Annotated in this window: 17 protein-coding genes; 8 read left to right on the top strand and 9 right to left on the bottom strand. The window is 71.6% G+C overall.

Annotated features, from left to right (window positions below; all coding sequences use genetic code 11):
- Nucleotides 1–77: 77 nt before the first annotated feature.
- Nucleotides 78–461: a hypothetical protein gene (locus ABZ906_RS37590; RefSeq protein ID WP_361199951.1), complete on the top strand. Its 384-nt coding sequence runs from the start codon at nt 78–80 to the stop codon at nt 459–461.
- Here the strand turns inward: ABZ906_RS37590 and ABZ906_RS37585 are convergent.
- A complete protein-coding gene (locus ABZ906_RS37585; protein WP_361390446.1) occupies nt 458–1678 on the bottom strand; it encodes a metallophosphoesterase in 1221 nt (406 codons plus the stop codon). The two genes, ABZ906_RS37590 and ABZ906_RS37585, sit on opposite strands and share 4 nt — an antisense overlap.
- Before the next feature lie 103 nt (nt 1679–1781).
- Between ABZ906_RS37585 and ABZ906_RS37580 the strand changes: the two genes are divergently transcribed.
- The 5 genes from ABZ906_RS37580 (at nt 1782) to ABZ906_RS37560 (ending at nt 8389) form a co-directional block, all read left to right on the top strand.
- Complete coding sequence (locus ABZ906_RS37580; RefSeq protein ID WP_361390444.1) at nt 1782–2696, top strand: LysR family transcriptional regulator; 915 nt, start codon at nt 1782–1784, stop codon at nt 2694–2696.
- A gap of 190 nt (nt 2697–2886) precedes the next feature.
- Nucleotides 2887–4266: an MFS transporter gene (locus ABZ906_RS37575; protein WP_361390442.1), complete on the top strand. Its 1380-nt coding sequence runs from the start codon at nt 2887–2889 to the stop codon at nt 4264–4266.
- A 13-nt stretch (nt 4267–4279) separates the two neighbouring features.
- The gene (locus tag ABZ906_RS37570; RefSeq protein WP_361390440.1) at nt 4280–5953 is read left to right on the top strand and encodes an acyl-CoA dehydrogenase family protein; all 1674 of its coding nucleotides are present in this window, start codon (nt 4280–4282) and stop codon (nt 5951–5953) included.
- Complete coding sequence (locus ABZ906_RS37565) at nt 5946–7205, top strand: CoA transferase (RefSeq protein WP_361390438.1); 1260 nt, start codon at nt 5946–5948, stop codon at nt 7203–7205. The genes ABZ906_RS37570 and ABZ906_RS37565 overlap by 8 nt, the downstream gene beginning before the upstream one ends.
- Nucleotides 7206–7207: 2 nt before the next feature.
- On the top strand, nt 7208–8389 hold the full coding sequence (locus ABZ906_RS37560) for an acyl-CoA dehydrogenase family protein (protein WP_361390436.1): 1182 nt from the start codon (nt 7208–7210) through the stop codon (nt 8387–8389).
- A gap of 11 nt (nt 8390–8400) precedes the next feature.
- On the opposite strand, the gene ABZ906_RS37555 is transcribed toward ABZ906_RS37560, so the two are convergent.
- The 5 genes from ABZ906_RS37555 to ABZ906_RS37535 form a co-directional block, all read right to left on the bottom strand.
- Nucleotides 8401–9639, bottom strand: a complete 1239-nt coding sequence (locus tag ABZ906_RS37555) for an amidohydrolase (protein WP_361390434.1) — start codon at nt 9637–9639, stop codon at nt 8401–8403.
- A 59-nt stretch (nt 9640–9698) separates the two neighbouring features.
- Nucleotides 9699–11042, bottom strand: a complete 1344-nt coding sequence (locus tag ABZ906_RS37550) for an MFS transporter (protein WP_361390432.1) — start codon at nt 11040–11042, stop codon at nt 9699–9701.
- Nucleotides 11043–11156: 114 nt separating this feature from the next.
- The gene (locus ABZ906_RS37545; RefSeq protein ID WP_361390430.1) at nt 11157–12920 is read right to left on the bottom strand and encodes a sulfatase; all 1764 of its coding nucleotides are present in this window, start codon (nt 12918–12920) and stop codon (nt 11157–11159) included.
- On the bottom strand, nt 12917–13486 hold the full coding sequence (locus tag ABZ906_RS37540) for a PadR family transcriptional regulator (RefSeq protein WP_361390428.1): 570 nt from the start codon (nt 13484–13486) through the stop codon (nt 12917–12919). The genes ABZ906_RS37545 and ABZ906_RS37540 overlap by 4 nt, the downstream gene beginning before the upstream one ends.
- Before the next feature lie 162 nt (nt 13487–13648).
- Nucleotides 13649–14461, bottom strand: coding sequence for an amidohydrolase family protein (locus tag ABZ906_RS37535; protein WP_361390426.1), 813 nt, complete (start codon nt 14459–14461; stop codon nt 13649–13651).
- Between the two features lie 167 nt (nt 14462–14628).
- Between ABZ906_RS37535 and ABZ906_RS37530 the strand changes: the two genes are divergently transcribed.
- On the top strand, nt 14629–16767 hold the full coding sequence (locus tag ABZ906_RS37530; protein ID WP_361390424.1) for a hypothetical protein: 2139 nt from the start codon (nt 14629–14631) through the stop codon (nt 16765–16767).
- Nucleotides 16768–16771: 4 nt separating this feature from the next.
- Nucleotides 16772–18409, top strand: a complete 1638-nt coding sequence (locus tag ABZ906_RS37525) for an amino acid ABC transporter substrate-binding protein (protein WP_361390422.1) — start codon at nt 16772–16774, stop codon at nt 18407–18409.
- Between the two features lie 5 nt (nt 18410–18414).
- Here the strand turns inward: ABZ906_RS37525 and ABZ906_RS37520 are convergent, their stop codons facing one another.
- The 3 genes from ABZ906_RS37520 to ABZ906_RS37510 form a co-directional block, all read right to left on the bottom strand.
- Nucleotides 18415–18936: an AAA family ATPase gene (locus ABZ906_RS37520; RefSeq protein ID WP_361390420.1), complete on the bottom strand. Its 522-nt coding sequence runs from the start codon at nt 18934–18936 to the stop codon at nt 18415–18417.
- A gap of 44 nt (nt 18937–18980) precedes the next feature.
- Entirely contained in the window at nt 18981–19553 is a 573-nt protein-coding gene (locus ABZ906_RS37515) for a dihydrofolate reductase family protein (protein WP_361390418.1), read from the bottom strand.
- Between the two features lie 342 nt (nt 19554–19895).
- The coding region (locus ABZ906_RS37510; protein ID WP_361390416.1) for a hypothetical protein at nt 19896–20080 on the bottom strand (185 nt) is incomplete at its 5' end.

Here is a 20080-nt window from a genome sequence, read left to right as displayed (position 1 = left end):
GGGGGGCACGGGGCCCCGGTGACTCTGTACTTACTGTCGAGTAAGGTCGGGCCTCCGTCATCACTCGAGGAGGCAGCATGTCGCTGGTGCCCCGTTCGCCCCTGCTCCTGGCCGGTCTGCTGGCCGGGGCGGGCGTCGCTCATCTCGCGGCCCCGAAGCCGTTCGACGCCACCGTGCCGCGCTTCCTGCCGGGATCGCAGCGCAGCTGGACGTACGGCAGCGCCGTGGTGGAGTTCGCGCTCGCGGCCGGAGTGGCGCTGCCCCGTACCCGGCGCCCCGCCGCCCTCGCCACGGCCGCCTTCTTCGTGGGCGTGTTCCCCGCCAACGTGAAGATGGCGGTGGACTGGCGCGGCCGCCCCGCCCCGCTCAGGGCCGCGGCGATGGGCCGCCTCCCGCTCCAGGTCCCGCTCGTGCTGTGGGCCAGGAACGTGGCGGGGGCGGCCCGTCGCGAAGCCCCCTAGCCCTGGCTCACCTTGCCGCGGCCCGCGACCGTCGTGGAGGTCGTCGTGGTGTGCGTCAGGCGCGCGGTCCGGGTCGGGACGTCGACCGTGTAGGCGTCCACGGTCATGGCACGTCCGGAGGCCTTGAGCACCATGAACCCCACGTCGGAGAAGTTCTGCCAGGCGGCGGGGTGGTCGAAGTGGGCCTTGCCGTCACCCGACTTGGCGGCGGCCCCGCAGACGATCTGGCGGGTGCCCGCCGTGCGGGTCGTGGGCTCGAGGACCTGGAGGGTGTGGTCGTGCCCGGACAGGATCAGATCGGCCCGGCCGCACACCACCTGCTCGTACAGCTCCTTGAGGTGGATCCCGCTCGTGTAGTGGCCGATGACGAATCCGTCGTACGACCCCGCGCTGCCGTGCTTCCCGTTGTTCAGGTAGGGATGGTGGCCCAGGACCACCTTCCAGCGGGCGCGGGACGCGGAGAGCGCCGTGTCCAGCCACTGCCGCTGGGCGCGCATGTAGGGGCCGTCCCAGCGGTAGTGGGGCGAGATCTGGGCGACCGTCGAGGCGACCGGGTTGGTGTCGAGGGCGAAGAACTCCACCACGGGGTCGTCCGAACCGTCGCCCGACGGCAGCGCGACGTTGTAGTAGCGGCTCGGCATGTACCAGCGCGGCGAGGAGGCCGCGTAGGAGACCTCGCGGTCACCGCGCGCCGGGTCGCCGCCGCTGCCCGGGATCAGGCCCGAGCAGTCGTGGTTGCCCAGGACCATGAGCCAGGGGACGTCGATGCCGGTGTTGGGCGTCTCGAACTTGTCCCGGAACTCGGAGTCGTGGTCGGACTCGGGTCCGTTCTCGTAGATGTTGTCGCCCAGACCGACGGCCAGCGAGATCCCCTCGTCGCGGCACACGCGCCGGGCTGCCTCGGTCACGGCCAGCTGTTCCTCGCCGCCGGTGCCCGCGTCCCCGGTCACCAGGACGGCGAACTCCCCCCGCCGGTTCGGCCCGTCGGGGAAGGGGAACTTCGCGACGCCCTGTGACGCCGCGGCCCGGGGCGCGCCGGACGGCAGCACGGCGAGCGCGGCACCGGCCGCCGCACCGCCCAGCAGCGTACGGCGAGGCAAGGTGAGGGCCTGCGGGCCCCACGTGGCGGCGAGGTCAGCGGCGAGCGGGGCGTCGGCCCGCAGCCACTGCTGCTCGGTCAAGTCCGCCCGCGGCGGTATCAGTTCGTCATCGCACATCAGAGCGTTCTCCCACATCGACCCGGACAGGGGAAGACGATCAGACGAATTGCCGGTGGCGGTCCGGCCACCGGGCCGGTGTCGGCGCCGTATCGTCACCGGCGTGGAGCTCAGACACCTGTCCGGATTTGTCGCCGTCGCCGAGGAACTGCACTTCGGCCGCGCCGCCGACCGCCTGCACATCGCCCAGTCGCCCCTGAGCCAGCAGATCAAGCTCCTCGAACGGGACCTCGGGGTGAAACTGTTCGACCGCACCACCCGTACCGTCAGCCTCACCCCCGCCGGGCAGGCGCTCCTGGAGCCCGCCCGAAGGCTGCTCGCCGACGCCTCGGCGGTGCGGCGCACGGTGCGGGCCGCGCATCTGGGCGAGGTCGGCCGGGTCAGCGTCGGCTTCGCCGGGGCCAGCAGCTACTCCGCGCTGCCCCTGCTCACCCGCGCCGTCAACACCCGGCTGCCGGGCATCGAGCTGGTCCTCGAAGGCCAGACGTACACCGGCGAGGCGCTGCGGCGGGTCGCCGACGGGACGCTGGACATCGGCTTCGTGGCGCTTCCCGTGCGGCGCGGCATCACGGCCCGCGTGGTGCGCATGGAGCGGCTCGTGCTCGCCCTGCCCGACAGTCATCCGCTGGCCGCGCGCTCCGAGATCCCGGTGAGCGAACTGGCGGGCGAGCCGCTGGTGACGTTCCCGCTGTCGCGCGAGTCCGCCGTGCGCGAGGCCATGGTGCAGGCCTGCCACGAGGCCGGGTTCGCGCCGCGGATCGTGCAGGAGGCGCCGGACTCGTACAACATGCTGGCCCTGGTGGGGGCGGGCGTCGGTCTCGCGGTCGTGGTGGCGTCGGCCCGCAACATCCATCTGGAGCACGTCGTGTTCCGGCCGCTCGCCGGGAACGACGTGCCGGTGCTGCCCATCGCGCTCGGCTGGCGCACCGGCAACCGCTCCGCGGCGCTGCACGCGGTGCTCCGCGTGGCCGACGAGGTCCTGCCGGTGCCTGCCGACGCCCCCGATTCCGGCGGCTGATTCCGCCGGCCGATTGTGCTCGATGACGTCTCGGTGCGGCCCGTTATTGGTCTTGGACACCTCCTAATGCCGGAAGGCAGAGTGATCCACGTCTCGCGACGGAGCGAGGACCGGCAGCCCGCCGCTCGGCCGCCCTCCCCACCTCGTCGCCCTCCGCCGCGGGATCTGCCGCCACGAGAGGACGCTCGTCATGCAGCAAGACGCCCCGCTCCCCGGGGAACCGAACCAGGCCCCGGCCCCGGGGGCTCCCGAGGCACCCGATCCCCGACTCGCCCGCGAGGCGCGCCGCGCGGGCGTCACCGCGTTCGTCGGCACCACCATCGAATGGTTCGACTTCTACATCTACGGGTCCGCATCCGCCCTGGTCCTCGGCAAGATCTTCTTCGCCGACGCCTCACCCGCCGTGGGCACCCTCGCGGCCTTCGCCACCTTCTGGGTCGGCTTCCTCGCCCGCCCCCTCGGCGGCCTGATATTCGGGCACTTCGGCGACAAGTACGGCCGCAAGAAGGCCCTGGTCACCACCCTCACGATGATGGGCGGCGCGACGTTCTGCGTGGGGCTCCTGCCGGGGTACGCGCAGATCGGTGCCGCCGCGCCGGTCCTCCTCGTCCTGCTGCGGATGATCCAGGGCGTGGCGATGGGCGGCGAGTGGGGCGGCGCCGTCCTCATCGCCACCGAGTACGCCCCGCCGGGCCGCAAGCTGCTCTACGGCTCCTTCGCCCAGCAGGGCTCCCCGGTGGGCAACCTCCTGGCGACGCTCGCCTTCCTCGGCATGGCCCAACTCCCGGACGCCGCCTTCGAATCGTGGGGCTGGCGCGTGCCGTTCCTGTTCTCGGCGGTCCTCGTCGCCGTCGGCCTGTTCATCCGGCTCAGGCTCGCCGAGACCCCCGAGATGCAGGCCGCGCTCGCCCGCAACAAGACCATCAAGCTGCCGATCAAGGAAGTGCTCACGCGCTCCCCGCTGCTCGTGTTCCTCGGCGTGCTCGCCGGCACGGCAGGCGTCGCGATCACCTACGTCAAGACGACGTTCGCCCTGTCCTGGGCCACCGCCGACCTGGACTTCGACCGCACGACGTTCCTCACGGTCATCTCGCTGGCCCTCGTCGTGCAGGTGATCGTGCAGCCCTTCGGCGCCGTCCTCGCCACCAAGTGGCCCGTGCGCAAGGCCGTGTTGTGGATGCTCCTTCCGGAGTTCGTGCTGCTGCCGCTGATGTTCGTCCTCGTCGGCACCGGCGACTTCTGGCTCGCCGTCCTCGGCATGGGCCTCGCGACCTTCCCGCACGCCATGTACTACGCCGCGCTCGCCGGGATCCTCGCCCGCGTCTTCCCCGTCGAGGTCCGCTACACCGGCATGTCCCTGTCGTACCAGCTGTGCACGACCCTGTTCGCCGGGACCGCACCGATCGTCTCGCAGTACCTCCTGACGGCCTTCGGCTCGATCTGGCCCGTCGTCGCCCTGGGCCTCGTCTACACCGCGCTCACCCTCGCCGGTGTGCTGCCCCTGCTCGCCCGCACCGGCGAACCGGAAGCCGCCGGTGCCGCCGACTCCCGTACCGCACAACCCGCCTGACCTGGAGCCACCTGTGTCCTCGCCGTCCCCCGTGAACTTCGCCGACCGCGACCCCGCCCTGCGCCCCCTCCTCGACCGCCTCCTGTCCGCCGACGACCGAATCCGCGTCGAGCCCCTGCTCGCGGAACTCGGCGAGCTCGCCGCGGGCGACCTCGACCGGCAGGCCGCACTCGCCGACGCCCACCCGCCGCGCCTGATCCCCTACGCCCCGGACGGCACCCGCGTCGACGCGATCGAGTACCACCCGGCCCACGACCGCGCCGCCGCCCTCGCCTACGAACGCTTCGGCCTCGCCGCGATGTCCCACAGGCCCGGCGTCCACGGCTGGCCCGGCAAAACCCCGCACACCGTCAAATACGCCCTGTCCTACCTCTACGTACAGTCTGAGTTCGGCATGGCCTGCCCGCTGTCGATGACCGACTCGGCCGCCCGCATCCTGCGCCTGTTCGACCCCGACCGGTACGCCGCCGAGATCGCCGCGCTCTCCTCCACCGACCCCGAAATCCGGGCCACCGGCGCGATGTTCATGACGGAGCGGCAGGGCGGCACGGACGTCGGCCTGACCCAGACCCTCGCCACCGACCAAGGCACCCACTGGACCCTCACCGGCAAGAAGTGGTTCGCGTCCAACCCCGCCGCCGACGTGATCCTGACCCTCGCCCGCGTCCCCGGACAGGGCGAGGGCACCCGCGGCCTCGGCATGTTCCTCGTACCGCGGCTGCGGCCCGACGGAACCCGCAACGCCGTCCGCATCGACCGCCTCAAGGACAAGCTCGGCTCCCGGTCCATCGCCAGCGGCGAGGTCACCCTGGAGGAGGCCTACGCGACCCCCGTCGGCCAACTCACCCACGGCTTCCGGCAGATGGCCGAGATGCTGAACGTCTCCCGGCTCTCCAACGCCATGCGCGCCACCGCCCTGATGCGCCGCGCGGTCCGCGAGTCCGTCGACCACACCCGCGCCCGTCACGTCTTCGGCAAGCCCCTCTTCGACCAGCCCCTGATGCGGGCCACGCTCCTGCCGATGATCCTCGACACCGAAGCCGCGCTCGGCCTCGTCCTGGAAGCCGCGGCCCGCCTCACGGCCGCCGACGACGGGGACGAACGGGCCAAGGCGCTGGTCCGTGTCCTCTCCCCGCTCGCCAAGCACACCCTGTGCAAGCGCGCCCGCACCGTCACCGGCGAGGCCATGGAGATCCGGGGCGGCAACGGCTACATCGAGGACTGGGTCAACCCGCGGCTCGTGCGCGACGCCCACCTCGGCTCCATCTGGGAGGGCTCGTCGAACGTCATCGCGCTCGACGTGCTGCGCTGCATGCGCCGCGCCGCCGCCCACCGCACCCTCGCCGGCACCTACGGCGACCGCGACCCGGTGAGGCACCGCTGGGAGCTCCTTCGCAAGCAGGGCGACGCCCTCCTCGAACTCCCCGAGGACGAGCAGGAGGCGAGGGCCGGGCGGTACGCCGACAAGCTCACGCACGCCGTCATGGCGACGCTCCTGTACGACCAGGCCGACCACGAGCGGCGGACGACCGGCGACGGCCGCGCGCTCCTGGTCGCCCGCACCTACGCGGCGCTCCTCGACGACCCCGACACCCTGCCCCGAACGGCCCTGGACCACCTGGCCGAACTGGCCGAGGGTGGACAGGTCCCGATCGCCACGGCCGAGGAGGCCCCCGCACATGCCTGACGAGCCCCGCCCCGCGTCCCCCCTGGCCGGAATGAAGGTCGTGGACCTCTCCAAGATCCTCGCGGGGCCCTACGTCACCATGTCCCTCGCCGACCTCGGCGCGGACGTCATCAAGGTCGAGCACCCCCGGGGCGGCGACCCGACCCGCGCCTGGGGCCCGCCCTTCAACGGCCCGGACGCCACGTACTACCTGGCGGCCAACCGCAACAAGCGCTCGGTGACCCTGGACCTGAAGTCCCCCGAGGGGCAGGAGGCCGTGCACCGGATGCTCGCCGACGCGGACGTCCTGGTGGAGAACTTCCGCCCCGGCAGCTCCCTCGCCGACGTCTTCGACTACCGCACCCTCAGCGCGCGCTACCCGCGCCTGGTCCTGCTGCACATCTCGGCGTTCGGCGATTCCGGGCCGCTTCGCGACGAGCCGGGGTACGACATGGTCGCGCAGGCCAGCGCCGGACTGATGTCCCTCACCGGAGAGCCCGACGGGCCGCCCGTCAAGGCCGGTTACGCGATGGGTGACCTGGGCGCCGCGCTCTTCGGCCTCATCGGCGTCACCTCGGCCCTCGTCGAGCGCGAGCGCACGGGACGCGGCCAGTACGTCACGACGTCCCTGTACGAGTCCCAGCTCGCCCTGCACATCAACTGGGCCACCGGCTACTTCGCCACCGGGGAGCGGCCCGCCCGCCTCGGCTCGGGCCATCCGAGCCTCGTCCCCTACCAGGCCTATCCCGCGTCCGACGGCCACTTCGTCATCGCCGTCGGCAGCGACGGACTCTTCCGCCGCCTCAGCCAGGCCCTCGGCCACCCGGAGTGGGCCGACGACCCGCGCTTCGCCACCAACCGCGCCCGCGTCACCCACCGGGGCGCCCTCAACGCCAAGCTGGAAGCGGTCCTCGTCGACGACACCGTGGCCCACTGGTGCGCGCTGCTCAAGCCGCGCGGCGTCCCCGTCGCCCCCATCCGCACCCTCGACGAGGTCTACGACTGCCCGCAGACCGAGGCGCTGGGCATGGTCCAGAAGGTCGACCACCCGGACGTGGGCCCGCTCCAGCAGGTCGCCTTCCCCGTCAGCTTCCGCGGCGAACGCCCCGCCGTACGCACCGCCCCGCCCACCCTCGGCCTGCACAGCAGGGACGTACTCGCCGAACTCGGCTACGCGGAGGCGGACATCGACCGACTGCTCGCCCACCCGCCACACCACCCCGGGCACCCGCAACACCACCCCGAGCACCCGCACCACTCGCAAGGAGCATGATCATGCCGTTCCCCGCTCTCGACGCCGTCGACCCGCTCAACCTGGAGGCACTGTTCACCGACGAGGAGCGCGCCGTGCGCGACACGGTCCGGCAGTACCTCGACGCCAGGGTGGAACCGCACATCGCGGACTGGTTCGAGTCCGGCGAGCTGCCCCAGCTGCCCGAACTCGCCCGCGAATTCGGCAAGATGGGCCTGCTCGGCATGCACCTGGAGGGCTACGGCTGCGCGGGGATGTCGGCCCGCGCGTACGGCATCGCCTGCCGCGAACTGGAGGCGACCGACTCGGGGCTGCGCTCCTTCGTCTCCGTACAGGGGTCCCTCGCGATGTTCGCGATCCACCGCTTCGGCTCCGAGGAGCAGAAGCAGGAGTGGCTGCCGCGCATGGCGGAAGGTTCGGCCATCGGCTGCTTCGGCCTGACCGAACCCGACCACGGCTCCGACCCGGCGTCCATGACGACCCGCGCGCGCCGTGACGGCGACGACTGGATCCTGGACGGCCGCAAGATGTGGATCACGAACGGTTCGGTGGCGGCCGTCGCCGTCGTCTGGGCGCAGACGGAGGACGGGGTGCGCGGCTTCGTCGTGCCCACCGGCACCCGCGGCTTCTCCGCTCCCGTCATCAAGCACAAGATGTCGCTGCGCGCCTCCGTCACCAGTGAACTCGTCCTGGACGGCGTCCGGTTGCCCGCGTCCGCGCTGCTCCCGGAGGCGCGCGGTGTCGGCGCCCCGCTCACCTGCCTGAACGAGGCGCGCTACGGCATCGTCTGGGGCGTCACGGGCGCGGCCCGCTCCGCCTGGCGGTCGGCGCGTGACTACGCCGTGCAGCGCGAGCAGTTCGGCAGGCCGATCGCGGGCTTCCAGCTGACCCAGCAGAAGCTGGTGGACATGGCCCTGGAACTGCACAAGGCGACCCTGACCGCCCTGCACCTGTCCGCGCTCAAGGACTCGCCCGCCGGGGTCCACCCGGCACAGATCAGCTTCGGCAAGCTGAACAACGTGCGCGAGGCCATCGAGATCTGCCGCACCGCGCGCACGATCCTCGGCGCGAACGGCATCTCGCTGGAGTACCCGGTGATCCGGCACGCCAACAACCTCGAATCCGTGCTGACCTACGAGGGCACGAGCGAGATGCACACGCTTGCCCTCGGCCAGGCCCTCACCGGCCACGCGGCCTTCCGCTGACCGGCCGGGGCCTACGCGCAGAGCTTGTGCAGCGCCGCCCCCACCAGCGTCTGGGCGCCCGGCAGCAGGACCGAGAGATCGGGGGCGAACAGCGGACTGTGGTTGGCCGGCACGCCGGTGAACTTCTCGGCGAGTTCCTTGCCCGGCGCCGCCTGCCAGGTGGCGTGCGCCGTCGAGGGCACGAACCAGAAGTCGTAGGGCACACCGGCGGGCACGAGGACGGAGAAGTCCTCGCTGCCCATCGCGGGCCCGAAGTCGAACACGGTGTCCTTGCCGAACAGTTCGCGGTGCACGGCGGCGATCTCCGCGTCGAGCGCGGCGTCGTTGACGGTGGCGGGGAAGCTGGCGCCGACGGTCACCTCGGGCGGCGCGGGGCACCCGGCGGCCAGGCACTCGCCTTCGACGATGCGGCGGACGGCGGCCAGGACCCGCTCGCGCACCGCCTCGTCCTGCGTGCGCAGATTGAGGCCGAGCCGGGCCTCCGCCGGAATGATGTTGGGGCGCTGTCCCGCGTGGAACTGGCCGGTGGTGAGCACCACCGCGTCCGACGCGGACACCTCGCGGGAGACCACGGTCTGCAGCCGGGTGACGATGTACGCGGCCGTGACCACCGGGTCGACGGCGGCCTCCGGGCGTGAGCCGTGGCCGCCGACGCCGTGCACCACGATCTCCACGTTGTCGGCGGCTGACATGATCAGCCCCGGCGTGTGGGCGACGAAGCCCGCCGGGCCGGGAGCGACATGCTGGCCGAAGACGGCGTCGGGGCGGGGGAAGCGTTCCTGGAGCCCGTCGGCGACCATCGCGCTCGCCCCGCCGCCCGCTTCCTCGGCGGGCTGCCCGATTACTACGAGCGTGCCCGCCCAGGTCTCGCGGGCCGCGGCGAGCGCGTCGGCCGCGAACGTCAGCCAGGTCACGTGCGTGTCGTGGCCGCAGGCGTGCATGACGCCGTCGACCGTGGAGGCGTACGCGAGGCCCGTGGTCTCCTTCACCGGCAGCGCGTCCATGTCGCCGCGCAGCCACACCACGGGCCCGTCGCCGTTCTCCAGGACGCCCACGACACCCGTGCCGCCCACGCCGGTGGTCACCGCGTACCCGGCGTCGCGCAACCGCCCGGCGAGGATCTGGGCCGTGCGGTGCTCCTGGAAGGAGAGCTCGGGGTGGCGGTGCAGGTCCTGGTAGTAGGCCTCGAGGTCACTGGCCCGCAGCCCCGAGGTCACGTCCAGGGCCAGGCTCGCTGCGGTGGCTGCCATCGGTATGCGGCTCCTTGCGTTCGAGACGTACGAGGCGTCGAGGCGTGGGAGGTACGGGATCACCCTCGCACAAGCAGTGCCGCCTCGCGCCGGGCGTGCAGTTCCCGCTGGACGCGGGCGACGTCATCGGCGTACGGGCGGTAGAGCAGGGTCAGGAACACGCCGTTGACCAGCATGAGGAGCACGAGGACCCACAGGAAGACCGTGCGCAGTCCGACGGCGTCGCCGAGGAACCCCGCGCCGAGGCTGAAGCCCGCCCAGGCGATCGCCTCGAAGACCGAGACATAGACCGCGAAGGCCGCTCCGCGCAGCTCGGGCGGCGTGATCGCCATGACCATGGGCCGGTTGACGCTCGGGTTGACCCCCTGGGCCGCGCCCATGAGGGCGAAGAAGACACCGAACAGGGCGATGCCGCCGTAGTCGAACTGCGTACCGAAGTACGCCACGAGAGCGAAGACGAACTGGGCCGTCTGCAGGACCGCCACCAGGCCGTGGCGCGGGCTGCGCCGATGGGCCCAGTCGGCCGCGGCGCCGCCCAGGAGCGTGCCGAGGAAGTAGCCGACGCCGAAGGGCAGCAGCACGATCGAGGCCTTCTGGGTGCTGAAGCCGTACACGTCCACCAGGAAGACCACGCCGAACGTGCCCACCAGGAGATGGCCCGACATCAGCCGCGAGATCAGCAGGAGCACCAGGCTGCGGATCCTCAGCAGCGAGAGCGCCTTGTCCCGGGTGAGCTTCGAGTGGGCGTCGCGCGTGGCGGGGTCGAGGTCGGCGAGCTGTTCCTCGGCCGCGCCGCGGCCCGGATCGCGGAACCAGATCCACAGCCCGATGCCGAGCAGGATGTTGAAGGCACCGATGCCCCACAGGCCCCAGCGCCAGCCGTCGTCGACGCCCGCGAGCCGGCCCTTGAGCGGGCCGATCCCGGCACTGACCAGGGACACCGCGCCGTAGACCACGCCGACCGCACGACCGCGGGACGATCCGCCGAAGAGATCGCCGATCAGCTCGGTGATGATGGGGTGCGCGGCCGCGTAGCCCGCCGCCAGGACGGTGTAGAGGACCAGGAGCTGGCCGAAGGTCTGCGAGAAGCCCGCGGCCACGCCCCACACGCCCCAGAGCCCGGTGGCCACGACCAGGACGCTCTTGCGCGACCAGCGCTGCGCGGCCCACACCCACAGGGGCCCGGTGAACGCGCCCGCGACCTTGCCCGCGGCGGTCAGGACGCCGAGGGCACCGAGCGAGACCCCCAGGGACTGCCGGATCAGCGGGAACAGGCTGCTGACCAGGCTCGCCTCGGTGCTGTCGACGAGCATGGTGCCGCCGAGCAGGGACAGCTGCCGCCAGCGCCCCTTCACCTTGACCTCGGACGGGGGCATGACGGTGCGCTGACTAAGCTCGGGCATCGCGCCCTCTCTTTTCTCTGCGATTTTCTTGGCGGGAGATCTGCGGGGAGGCGGAGGGCGATCGCCGGTGACGGGGCTGCAACCCCGTCACCGGCTCAAGCGGCCCTGGAAGAATCAGAGTTGTGCGAGTTCCTCGGCGACGAGGCGAAGACCCGGCGCAGGGAACAGCGCTCCCGCCATCGCGGCGACGTCGATGAGCGGGGTGGCGCCCAGCATCTGCAGGAGCTCGGAGTCGACGACTCCGGGCAGATGCCTGCGCAGCACCTCGACGGCGACCGGATCGGAGAGCAGCGCCTTCAGGGGCGTACGCAGCGAGAGACGGCCCTCGGGGTAGTCCTCGGCGCGGGGGAGCGGCTGTACGGCCCGTCGCGCCTGCTCGCGCTGGGACCGGACCAGCAGATGCTGCTCGGTCACCGGCCCCTCGGCGGGCAGCCCGAGCCGTTCGTACTGGCTGGGCGGCGCGTCTTCGGCCCGCATCAGCTCCACCATCAAGGTCGCCATGCGCAGTTCGGCCGCGTCGTCGACCAGGGGCGAGGTCTGCTCCGGATCGGTCTCCAGGTCGAAGAGAAGCGTGCCGTGGTGGTGGGGGTTGACCAGGGTGCGGCCCGGCACGCGCAGGGTGCGCACGCCCTTGGTGAAGTCGAACGGCTCGGCAAGTTCCAGGTCGGCCAGCTCGGCGGGGGAGAAGCGGCCCCGCATGTGCGTCGGCATCAGGGTGTGTTCGTACAGGGGCGCGTTGTCGGGTGACGCGGGCGCCCGCATGTAGACGTGACGGCCGTCGGTGACGTTGACGTGCCCGCCGTGCATGCCGAACAGACCGGCCTCGCGTACGGGAACGTCCTCGGCGACGGGCAGCGGCCTGCCCCGCATGTCCCCGGGGCGTTCGACCCCGAAGAACTCCAGGAACGTCGGGGCCAGATCGACGGTCTGCACCAGGGCCCCGTGCCGCGCGCCGGCGTTCGCCGAGCGCGGATCCCACGCGAACAGCGGCAGATGGACGAGTTCGTTGAACCAGGGCTGGACGCTCTTGCCCCACCAGCCCTTCTCGCCGAGCAGCAGACCGTGATCCGTGCAGACGATCAGCAGGGTGTCGTCCCACATCCGAAGCTCGTCCATGGTGTCGAGGACGCGCCCCAGCGAGTGGTCGCACATCGACAGGAGCGCCGCGTACTCGAACCGGCCGTGCTCGACCTGATCGGGGCTCTCCACGACCCGCTTGTAGTCGGGCCAGTCGAAGTGCGGCCCTTCGTAGTCGTGCGGATAGAGGTCCTTGTACGTCTGGTGGCTGAAGAACGGCTCGTGCGGATCGAAGGTCTCGATCTGCACGAACCACCGGTCGGCGTCCTGATTGGTGCGGACGAACTCCAGGCCCGCGTCGAAGGTGAGGGTCTGCGGGTGCCGGTCCTCGGTCGCCATGTGCGGGCGGTTGACCCAGTCCTGGCGGTAGACGCCGAAGCGCATCCGCTTCAGGTCCTCCGGTATCCCGGGGTCGGCGACCTGCCCCTTCCACGGGTCGCCCTCCTGGCCGCGGAAGAACTCCCAGGTGTTGTAGCGGCCGTGGTAGGTGGCGCCGCCGTCCTCCCAGTAGTGCGGGTGGTCGCTGACGAGGTGGGTGTAGACGCCGTTCTGTTTCAGCAGCTCGGGCATGGAGTCGTCGAACGGTTCGAGCGGGCCCCAGCCGCGGTGCAGGAAGTTGTGCCGTCCGGTGTGGATCTCGCGGCGGGCCGGCATGCAGGGCATCGAACCCGCGTACGCGTTGTCGAAGGTGACGGCCCGTTCGGCGAGGCGGGCGAAGTTCGGTGCGTGGGTCCAGTCGCCTCCGTAGGGCGGCAGCATGTGCCGGTTGAGGCTGTCGAACATCACCATGATGGCCTTCATCGGAGGGGCCTTCCTTCCGTCAGGCTCTGCCGGGTCTCTTCCAGCCAGGCGACCCAGCGGTCCATGGCCGCCGCGCCGAGTGCGTGCAGGACGCCGTGGATCTGCAGATCGAGCTCCTGGTCGAGACCGGGGGCCGGATCCTCGTAGCGCAAGGTGCGGTCGCGGCCCCGGTTCTTCGCGATCTGCGCGCGCCGGTAGCCGAGTTCGGTCTCCACCAGGCGGATCGCCGCCGCCCGGTCGAGCGGCCCGGTGATGCTGAACCGGGCGATGAAGTCGATCTCCTGGAAGCGGCTCGGCGGTTCGTAGGGCGAGCGCACCCACTCCAGGAGGACCTCGTGGCCGAGGGGCGTGAGCCGGTACACCTTGGCGTCCGGCCGGCCCTCGCGCGCGTCGATCTCGTGCCGCACCCAGCCGTCGGCCTCCATCTGCGCGAGCTTGCGGTAGATCTGGCTGTGGTGCGCCCGCGCCCACAGGAACTGCCCCTCGGTCTCCAGCCACTTGCGCAGGTCGTAGCCGCTGTAGGGGCGCCGGGTCAGCAGACCAAGCAGGACGTACTCGAACTTCACGGGCGCGGGCTCCTCTGCGTGACACCTATGTGCGACTTCACCTATGTGAGGCTTCATATATGCACGCAGGGAAAGCGACGTCAATGGGATGGCACGCATCAGGTGTCGGTTGAGGGACTTCCAGAAGCCGTACCGGCGCCACGGCCGGACTGCCCGCCCCGGTCAGAGGCTGAAGACCCGCCGGGCGTTGCCGGAGAGGAACAGCTCCGTCGTCTCCTCGTCCAGGCCGAGTTCCGCGAGGTGCTCCAGGGCCCTGCCCGGCGTGATCATCGGGTAGTTCGAGCCGAACAGGACCTTCCCGCGGCCCCGGCCGCTCAGGTAGTCGACCAGTTCGGGCGGGTAGCGGCGGGCGGTGTAGGCGCTGGTGTCGATGAAGACATTGGCGTGCTTGTCGGCCACCGCGATCATCTCCGTGGTCCACGGATAACCGATGTGGCCGCACACGACGGTCAGTTCGGGGAAGTCGAGCGCGACCTGGTCGATGTACGGGATGGGCCGGCCCGTCTCCGAGGGACGCAGCGGGCCGGTGTGCCCGACCTGGGTGCAGAACGGAACGCCGAGTTCCGCGCAAGCGGCGTACAGGGGGTAGTACAGCCGGTCCGTGGGCGGCAGCTGCCACAGCCAGGGCACGATCCGCAGGGCCACGAAGCCGAGTTCCTCCACCGCTCGGCGCAGTTCCTGTACCGCCCTGACCGGCCGGGTGAGGTCCACGCCGGCCACTCCGCGCAGCCGCCCGTCGGACCGGGCGACGAAGTCGGCGACCTCGTCGTTGCTGATCAGCGGGCCCTGCGGCCCGTACCAGGCCGACGAAAGACCGAACTCGACGTCCGCCGCGGCCAGCGCCGCCAAGGTGGCCTCGACCGGCAACGGCTCGTCGAGGACCGCGAGCCCCGTCCACCGGCGCAGCGACTCGAACATCTCGTGGTTGGAGTGGCGGAGCGTGGGGTGCTGCATCCACGCATCGATGACCGGCACGGACTCCCTGCCTCTCTCCGGGGGGCCCGCACGGAGCCCCGTACGGGGCCGCCGACGCTACTGCACCCGCCGGAAGTGCACCAAGTGACGCTCTGTGCAGCAAAGTTGATGTATTCGTGAGCCGTGCTCAAGTACGCTCCGTGCGACGTAGAGCGACACTGACCGACATGGACCACCCGCCGCACAGCGGCCACGTCAGGCACGGGGGTGCGCGGATGAGCCGGGAACTGGGGTTCGAGGGCCTCATCGAGGACGAAGGTTTCTTTCCCAGGCTCCTCGGCCGCAACGCCAGGGGCCGCGACGAGAAGCTGCTCTACGGGCCCGACCTGCCCGTCGTCCTGCTCACCGGCGGCCCCGGCATGGGCAAACAGCGCCTCCTCGAACTGCTGCGGGACCGGTTCGGGCGCAAGGTGCCGGTCGCGTACGTGGACTGCGCGGACCCGCGGTACGCGGCGGAGGCCGGGCGCAGGCCCTCCTGCCGCTCGGACGCCACGGAGACCATGTACGACGTCGCCCTGCGGATGAGCGAGTGGGAGGGGCCGGGCGGAGCGCTGCCCACCCCCCGCTTCTTCGCCGGAATGGCGGCGATCGCCGCGGGCGCGCGGCTGCGGCGGCGCGAGCTCGAACAGGAACTGGAGCGCTACCGCTCGCTGCTGCGGCCACGCAGGGCGCTCGGCCGGTTCATGCGCAATCTGGTGACCGGCTATCTCTCCGCGCTCGCCGGGGTGGTCGCCCCCGCGGCGGCGCCACTGGTGGGCGCCGGACTCACGGAATTCCTGGAGAAGCTGGCCAGCACCGGCGCCGAACCGGTGCGGGCCACCTACGGCGACTATCCCGGCGCGGCCGGCAGCGCGGGCACCGGGCTGCGGCTGCTCGCCCACGACTTCCAGGAGGGCGGCGACGACCGGAAGTTCGCGGAGGGCTTCCTCTTCCGCGCCCTGCGCGAGGACCTGGACGCCGCCTACAGCGGGCTCGGCGCCGCACTCAACCGCGTGGGCCGCCCCGCCGTGCTCCTCCAGCACGCCAACTGGCCGGTGGGCCGCCGACTCCTCGCCGCCGCGCTCGCCGACCGGGCCGACGGCCACCGCGAACGCACGGTCCTCGTGGCCGGCGAACGGGTGGGGGAACCACTGTTCCTGGCCGACGAGCCGCGCACCGAGGAACGCGCCACCTACCGGCCCGACCAGGAGGAGCCGCCCGGCTGGCAGCGGCTGCCCGCCCGCGGCCGCCTCGGCCAGGGCGTCCTGATGCTGCGGATGCCGCTGCTCACCACCGAGCACATCCACAAGGAGCTCCAGCAGCACACCGGCGGCGCACCCGAAGCGGCACGCCTCCGCCGGGCGCAAAGCGCGGTGCACCGCCTCTCGGGCCGCCGCCCGCGAATGGTGCAGCGCCTGGTCGAAGCGGCCGGAGAGCTGCCGGAGCTCGACAACGACCGGGAGCTGCTCGACCAGCCCGCGGGGCTCGACGGAGCGCCCCTCGCCGTACGGGACGTGCTGCTCGCCGAGTTGGTGCTCAGGCAGCTGCCCGAGCGGCTCCCCGTCGAGCACACCGACCGCTGGCTGGACCTGCTGACCCAGCTGTCGGTGGCGCACACCGGCGACTGCGCCCGCGCCCTGCTGCGCAGCCCCGAGCTGGAACAACTGGCGGGCGGGCTCACCGCGGACGAGGTGGGAAGGTTCCTGCACGAGAGCGGCTGGCCCGCCTGCGAGCGGCACTTCATCGGGGACTTCGGCCTGCGGCAGCTCCTGATGAGCAGGCTGCACGGGCCGCCGGACGCGGGCACCGACTGGCGCCGCAACCACAGCCTGCTGCACACGCACTACCGCAGCCGGGCCGAGTCCCCCGACCGCGCCTTCGGCACCACCGCGGCCCACGGCCTCAACCACGACCTGGTCGCCAACGGCCCCGACCGCGCCGTGCACCACCTCGCCGCCAGGTTCCCCGCGAACGGCGTGGGCGCCGACGAGTGGTGCGACCAACTGCTCGCCCTCGCCCAGGCCCCCTCGCCCGGCGGCCTCGACGAACGGCACGCCCGGATGAGGGTGGCCCGCGTCGACGGCACCAGGCTGGAGCGCCAGCTGGACGAGCTGCTGCACGCCGTGTGGCTCTGCGAGGAGCGCACCCGGCCGCCGGACATCGCCGCGGCGGACCGGATGGCGCAACTCCTCGGCGAGCTGGCCCGTGAGTACGCGGGGGCCGCGCCCGTGATCACCGCACGGGCCGGACGGTGGGACCGCCGCGCCCGCAACCGGCAGCCGCTGCAGTCCTGTTCCTGCACGGCCCACATCGGAGAGGGGAGCTGAGGGGATGTTCCAGACCGCCGCCGACTGGCTGCACGAGCACCTGTGGAACACGCTGCTGAAGAAGATCATCACGTGTGTTCTCGCCGCCCTCCTCGCCGTCGGGGCCTACGGCCTCGTGTCGCGGATCACCGAGCACGCGGACGACTGCGCCGAAGGCGTCACCGAGTCCGGCGGCGAGTGCGTCGGCGTCAACGGCTCCGGCTACGACTTCGGTGAGCCCGGCATAGCCCCGGTCGCGGCCCGGATAGCCGAGGAGAACCGCCGCATCGACAAGAAGCCGCACGTCACCGTGGCGATGATGCTCCCGCTGCAACCGGATTCGAAGGCCGAACGGCGGCAACTGCTCAGCGAACTGCAGGGCGCTTTCCTCGCGCAGTACATCGCCAACCGGGAGCCGGGCAAGCCGGTGGTGCGTCTGGTGCTCGCCAACCCCGGCAAGGACTACCTCCGGCAGGACGAGGTGGTGCCGGACCTGGTGCGGATGGCGCACTCCGGGAAGGACAACCTCCGCGCGGTGACCGGGTTCAACCTCTCCCTGGACGCCACCAAGGAGGCGGTGCGCAGCCTCACCGAGCAACAGGTGCCGGTGCTCGTGGCGCGGGCGTCGGCGAGCACCCTCGCCAACCGCGAGAGCAAGGACGGAACGTACGACTTCAAGGGGCTCGCCCGGATCATCCCCACCAACGAGCAGCAGGCCAGGGCCCTTGCCGCCTACAACGGCAGCCGCAAGGACCGGCAGACCGTCCTGGTCCGCGACACCCGCCCCGACCCGTATGTGCGCTCCCTCGCCGGCGCCTTCCAGGGACTTCCGGAGGACGGCCCCGCGGGCCCCGACGACATGACCTTCACGTCGCCCGGGGTCGCCGATCCCGGCGACGTCGACAACCAGTTCCGGCCGACGGTCAACACGATCTGCAACTCGGGCGCGGACACGGTGTACTTCGCGGGCCGCTCGACGCATCTGCGGCTCTTCCTGAAGCGGCTCGCCAAGGAGGCCTGCGCGGAACGGAAGTTCACCGTCGTGTCCGGCTCGGACGCGGCCTCGCTGAACAACCGGATGACCGACCGGGACTGGGCCGAACTCCGGGACAGCTCCGGCAAGCCGCGCCTGACCGTGCAGTACGCCGCACCGGCCCACCCCGACGCCTGGGACGCCGAGGTACGGCAATGGCAGAAGAAGGCGGAGGACCGCACCGGCAAGAAGCCGCCCGCGTCGCAGGCCCCCGCCTCGCTGCGCGACCCGATGGCCGCCCTCGAAGAACTGAAGGGCACGGTCACCGCCCTGAAGTCCGGGGGCCGCGACATCGGCGACGTGGAACTGGGCGACTCCCGCACCATGATGGTGCACGACGGGGTACGCACCGCGGTCGAGGCGATCCGCGGCGCCAAGCCCACCGGAGAGGCGGCGCCCACCGCCGAGCAGGTGGGCAACCGCTGGGCCACGATGCAGTCGAAGAACCGCGTGAACGGCACCAGCGGCCGCATCTGCCTCACCAAGGCGGGCAACCCGTACGACAAGCCCCTGGCCGTGGTCAGGCTGCAGCCCGGCGCCAAGGCGGGCCCGGGGACGCTGGCCTTCGTGGGCCTGGCCTGGCCGACCGGAAAGCCGCAGCCGGAGGACTGTGTCGTACGGAGCGGTTAGGCGCCTCAGCCCTTGACGGCCCGTGCGATCTGCTCGGCCGCCAGGGCGGGCGTGAGGTGCGTGGTGTCGACGACCTCGGCCTCGTCGTGCAGCCAGGTACGGGCCGCCTCGGCGTAGGGCTCCAGGTACTTGAACCGGAACTCGGAGGGACCCATGACGGTGTCCCCCTCGATGCGGCCCCGGAGGGTCGCCTGATCGGCGTGGAGGACGAAGTGCCGTACGGGAATGGCGTACTGCTCCAGGCCCGCGCTGATCTCGCGCCAGTACTCCTCCACCAGGACGGTCATGGGCATCACGAGGGTGCCGCCGGTGTAGTCGAGCACACGGCGTGCCGTCTCCACGACGAGCGGTCGCCAGGGCGGCCAGTGCTGGAAGTTGTCCGTACCGGGCAGCCCCGGCGTGATGTCCATGAGCGTCTCGCCGACCTTCTCGGCGTCGAACACCCGTGAATCCGGGAGGAGTTGCTGAACGAGCGCGCTGGTGGTCGTCTTGCCCGCGCCATGAGTGCCGTTGAGCCATACGATCATGTCCGCAGGCTAGCCTGCGCGGGCGCCGCGCCGTCCGGGAAGCGTCAGTGGACGACGTCGAAGACGTTCTTCTGCAACCCGTTGGCGTACGCCTCGTGCTCGACGAGCCGCAGCTTCTGGGCGTCCTTGTCCGTGTCGCTGAACAGCCGCTTGCCCGCGCCGAGGAGGAGCGGGAAGACGAGCAGGTGGTAGCGGTCGATCAGACCGGCGTCGGAGAGGTTCCGGTTCAGGGTGGCACTGCCGTGCACGATGATCGGACCGCCCTCGGACTTCTTCAGCTCGGCCACCTCGTCGAGCGAGCGCAGGATCGTGGTCGGCCCCCAGTCCGGCACCAGGGCGTCCTCGGCGAGGTTGGTGGAGACCACGTACTTGGGCATCGGCTTGTACTGGGCGAAGTCCTCCATGCCGGGCCAGACCGGGCTGAACGCCTCGTAGCTGATCCGGCCCATCATCATCGCCGCGGCCTCCTGCTGCTCCCGGCCCTTGATCTCGAACGCCTCCGGCAGGAACTCGATGTCCTTGAAGGTCCAGCCGGCGTTGCGGTAGCCGGCCTCGCCGCCCGGAGCCTCCACGACGCCGTCGAGCGAGACGAAGGCGGTGCTGATCAACGTACGCATCTCAAGATCTCCTAGGTGATTCGTCTCTGGTGGCCGCTTGCCTTCCGGCCTCATCCTCGCGGCTACGGGGGCTATGACCGAGGCGCGCGCCAAAACTAATCGGCGGCCTTCCGGTCGGCGACCGGCGGAGCATGGTCATCTCGGAGTCCGGAAAGGCGTTGTCCGCCCCGGCCCGCTCGCTCTACCCTTGCGCCGAGGCCTGCCCCCAGTCCCCGGAACGGCCCGACCGCGCCGCCCACGCTCCAACACCGGGCGGAAAGCATGTCGGTGACTCAAGGCCGCCGGGTCCGTACCTCCTTGCAGCGGACGCACGGACACCGGCCTGTCCCACCGGTCGGCACATCAGGGGGCCACTCCCGCGGCTCCTCGGTCACCGACCGGTGCGGACACCCGCTCCCGGTGCGCCAGGGGGAGCCTGCGCCCGGGAGCGCCGCGGCCGTCCGGCGACGGCACCAACGACGCGCCCGCGCTGGCCCAGGCGGACGTGGGCGTGGCCATGAACACCGGCACCTCGGCCGCCAAGGAGG

Origin of the sequence: Streptomyces sp. NPDC046925 (genome assembly GCF_040644915.1) — a bacterium.
Classification (GTDB): domain Bacteria; phylum Actinomycetota; class Actinomycetes; order Streptomycetales; family Streptomycetaceae; genus Streptomyces.
Note: the sequence above shows the minus strand (reverse complement) of the source record. Positions and strands in the feature narration are given on the sequence as shown.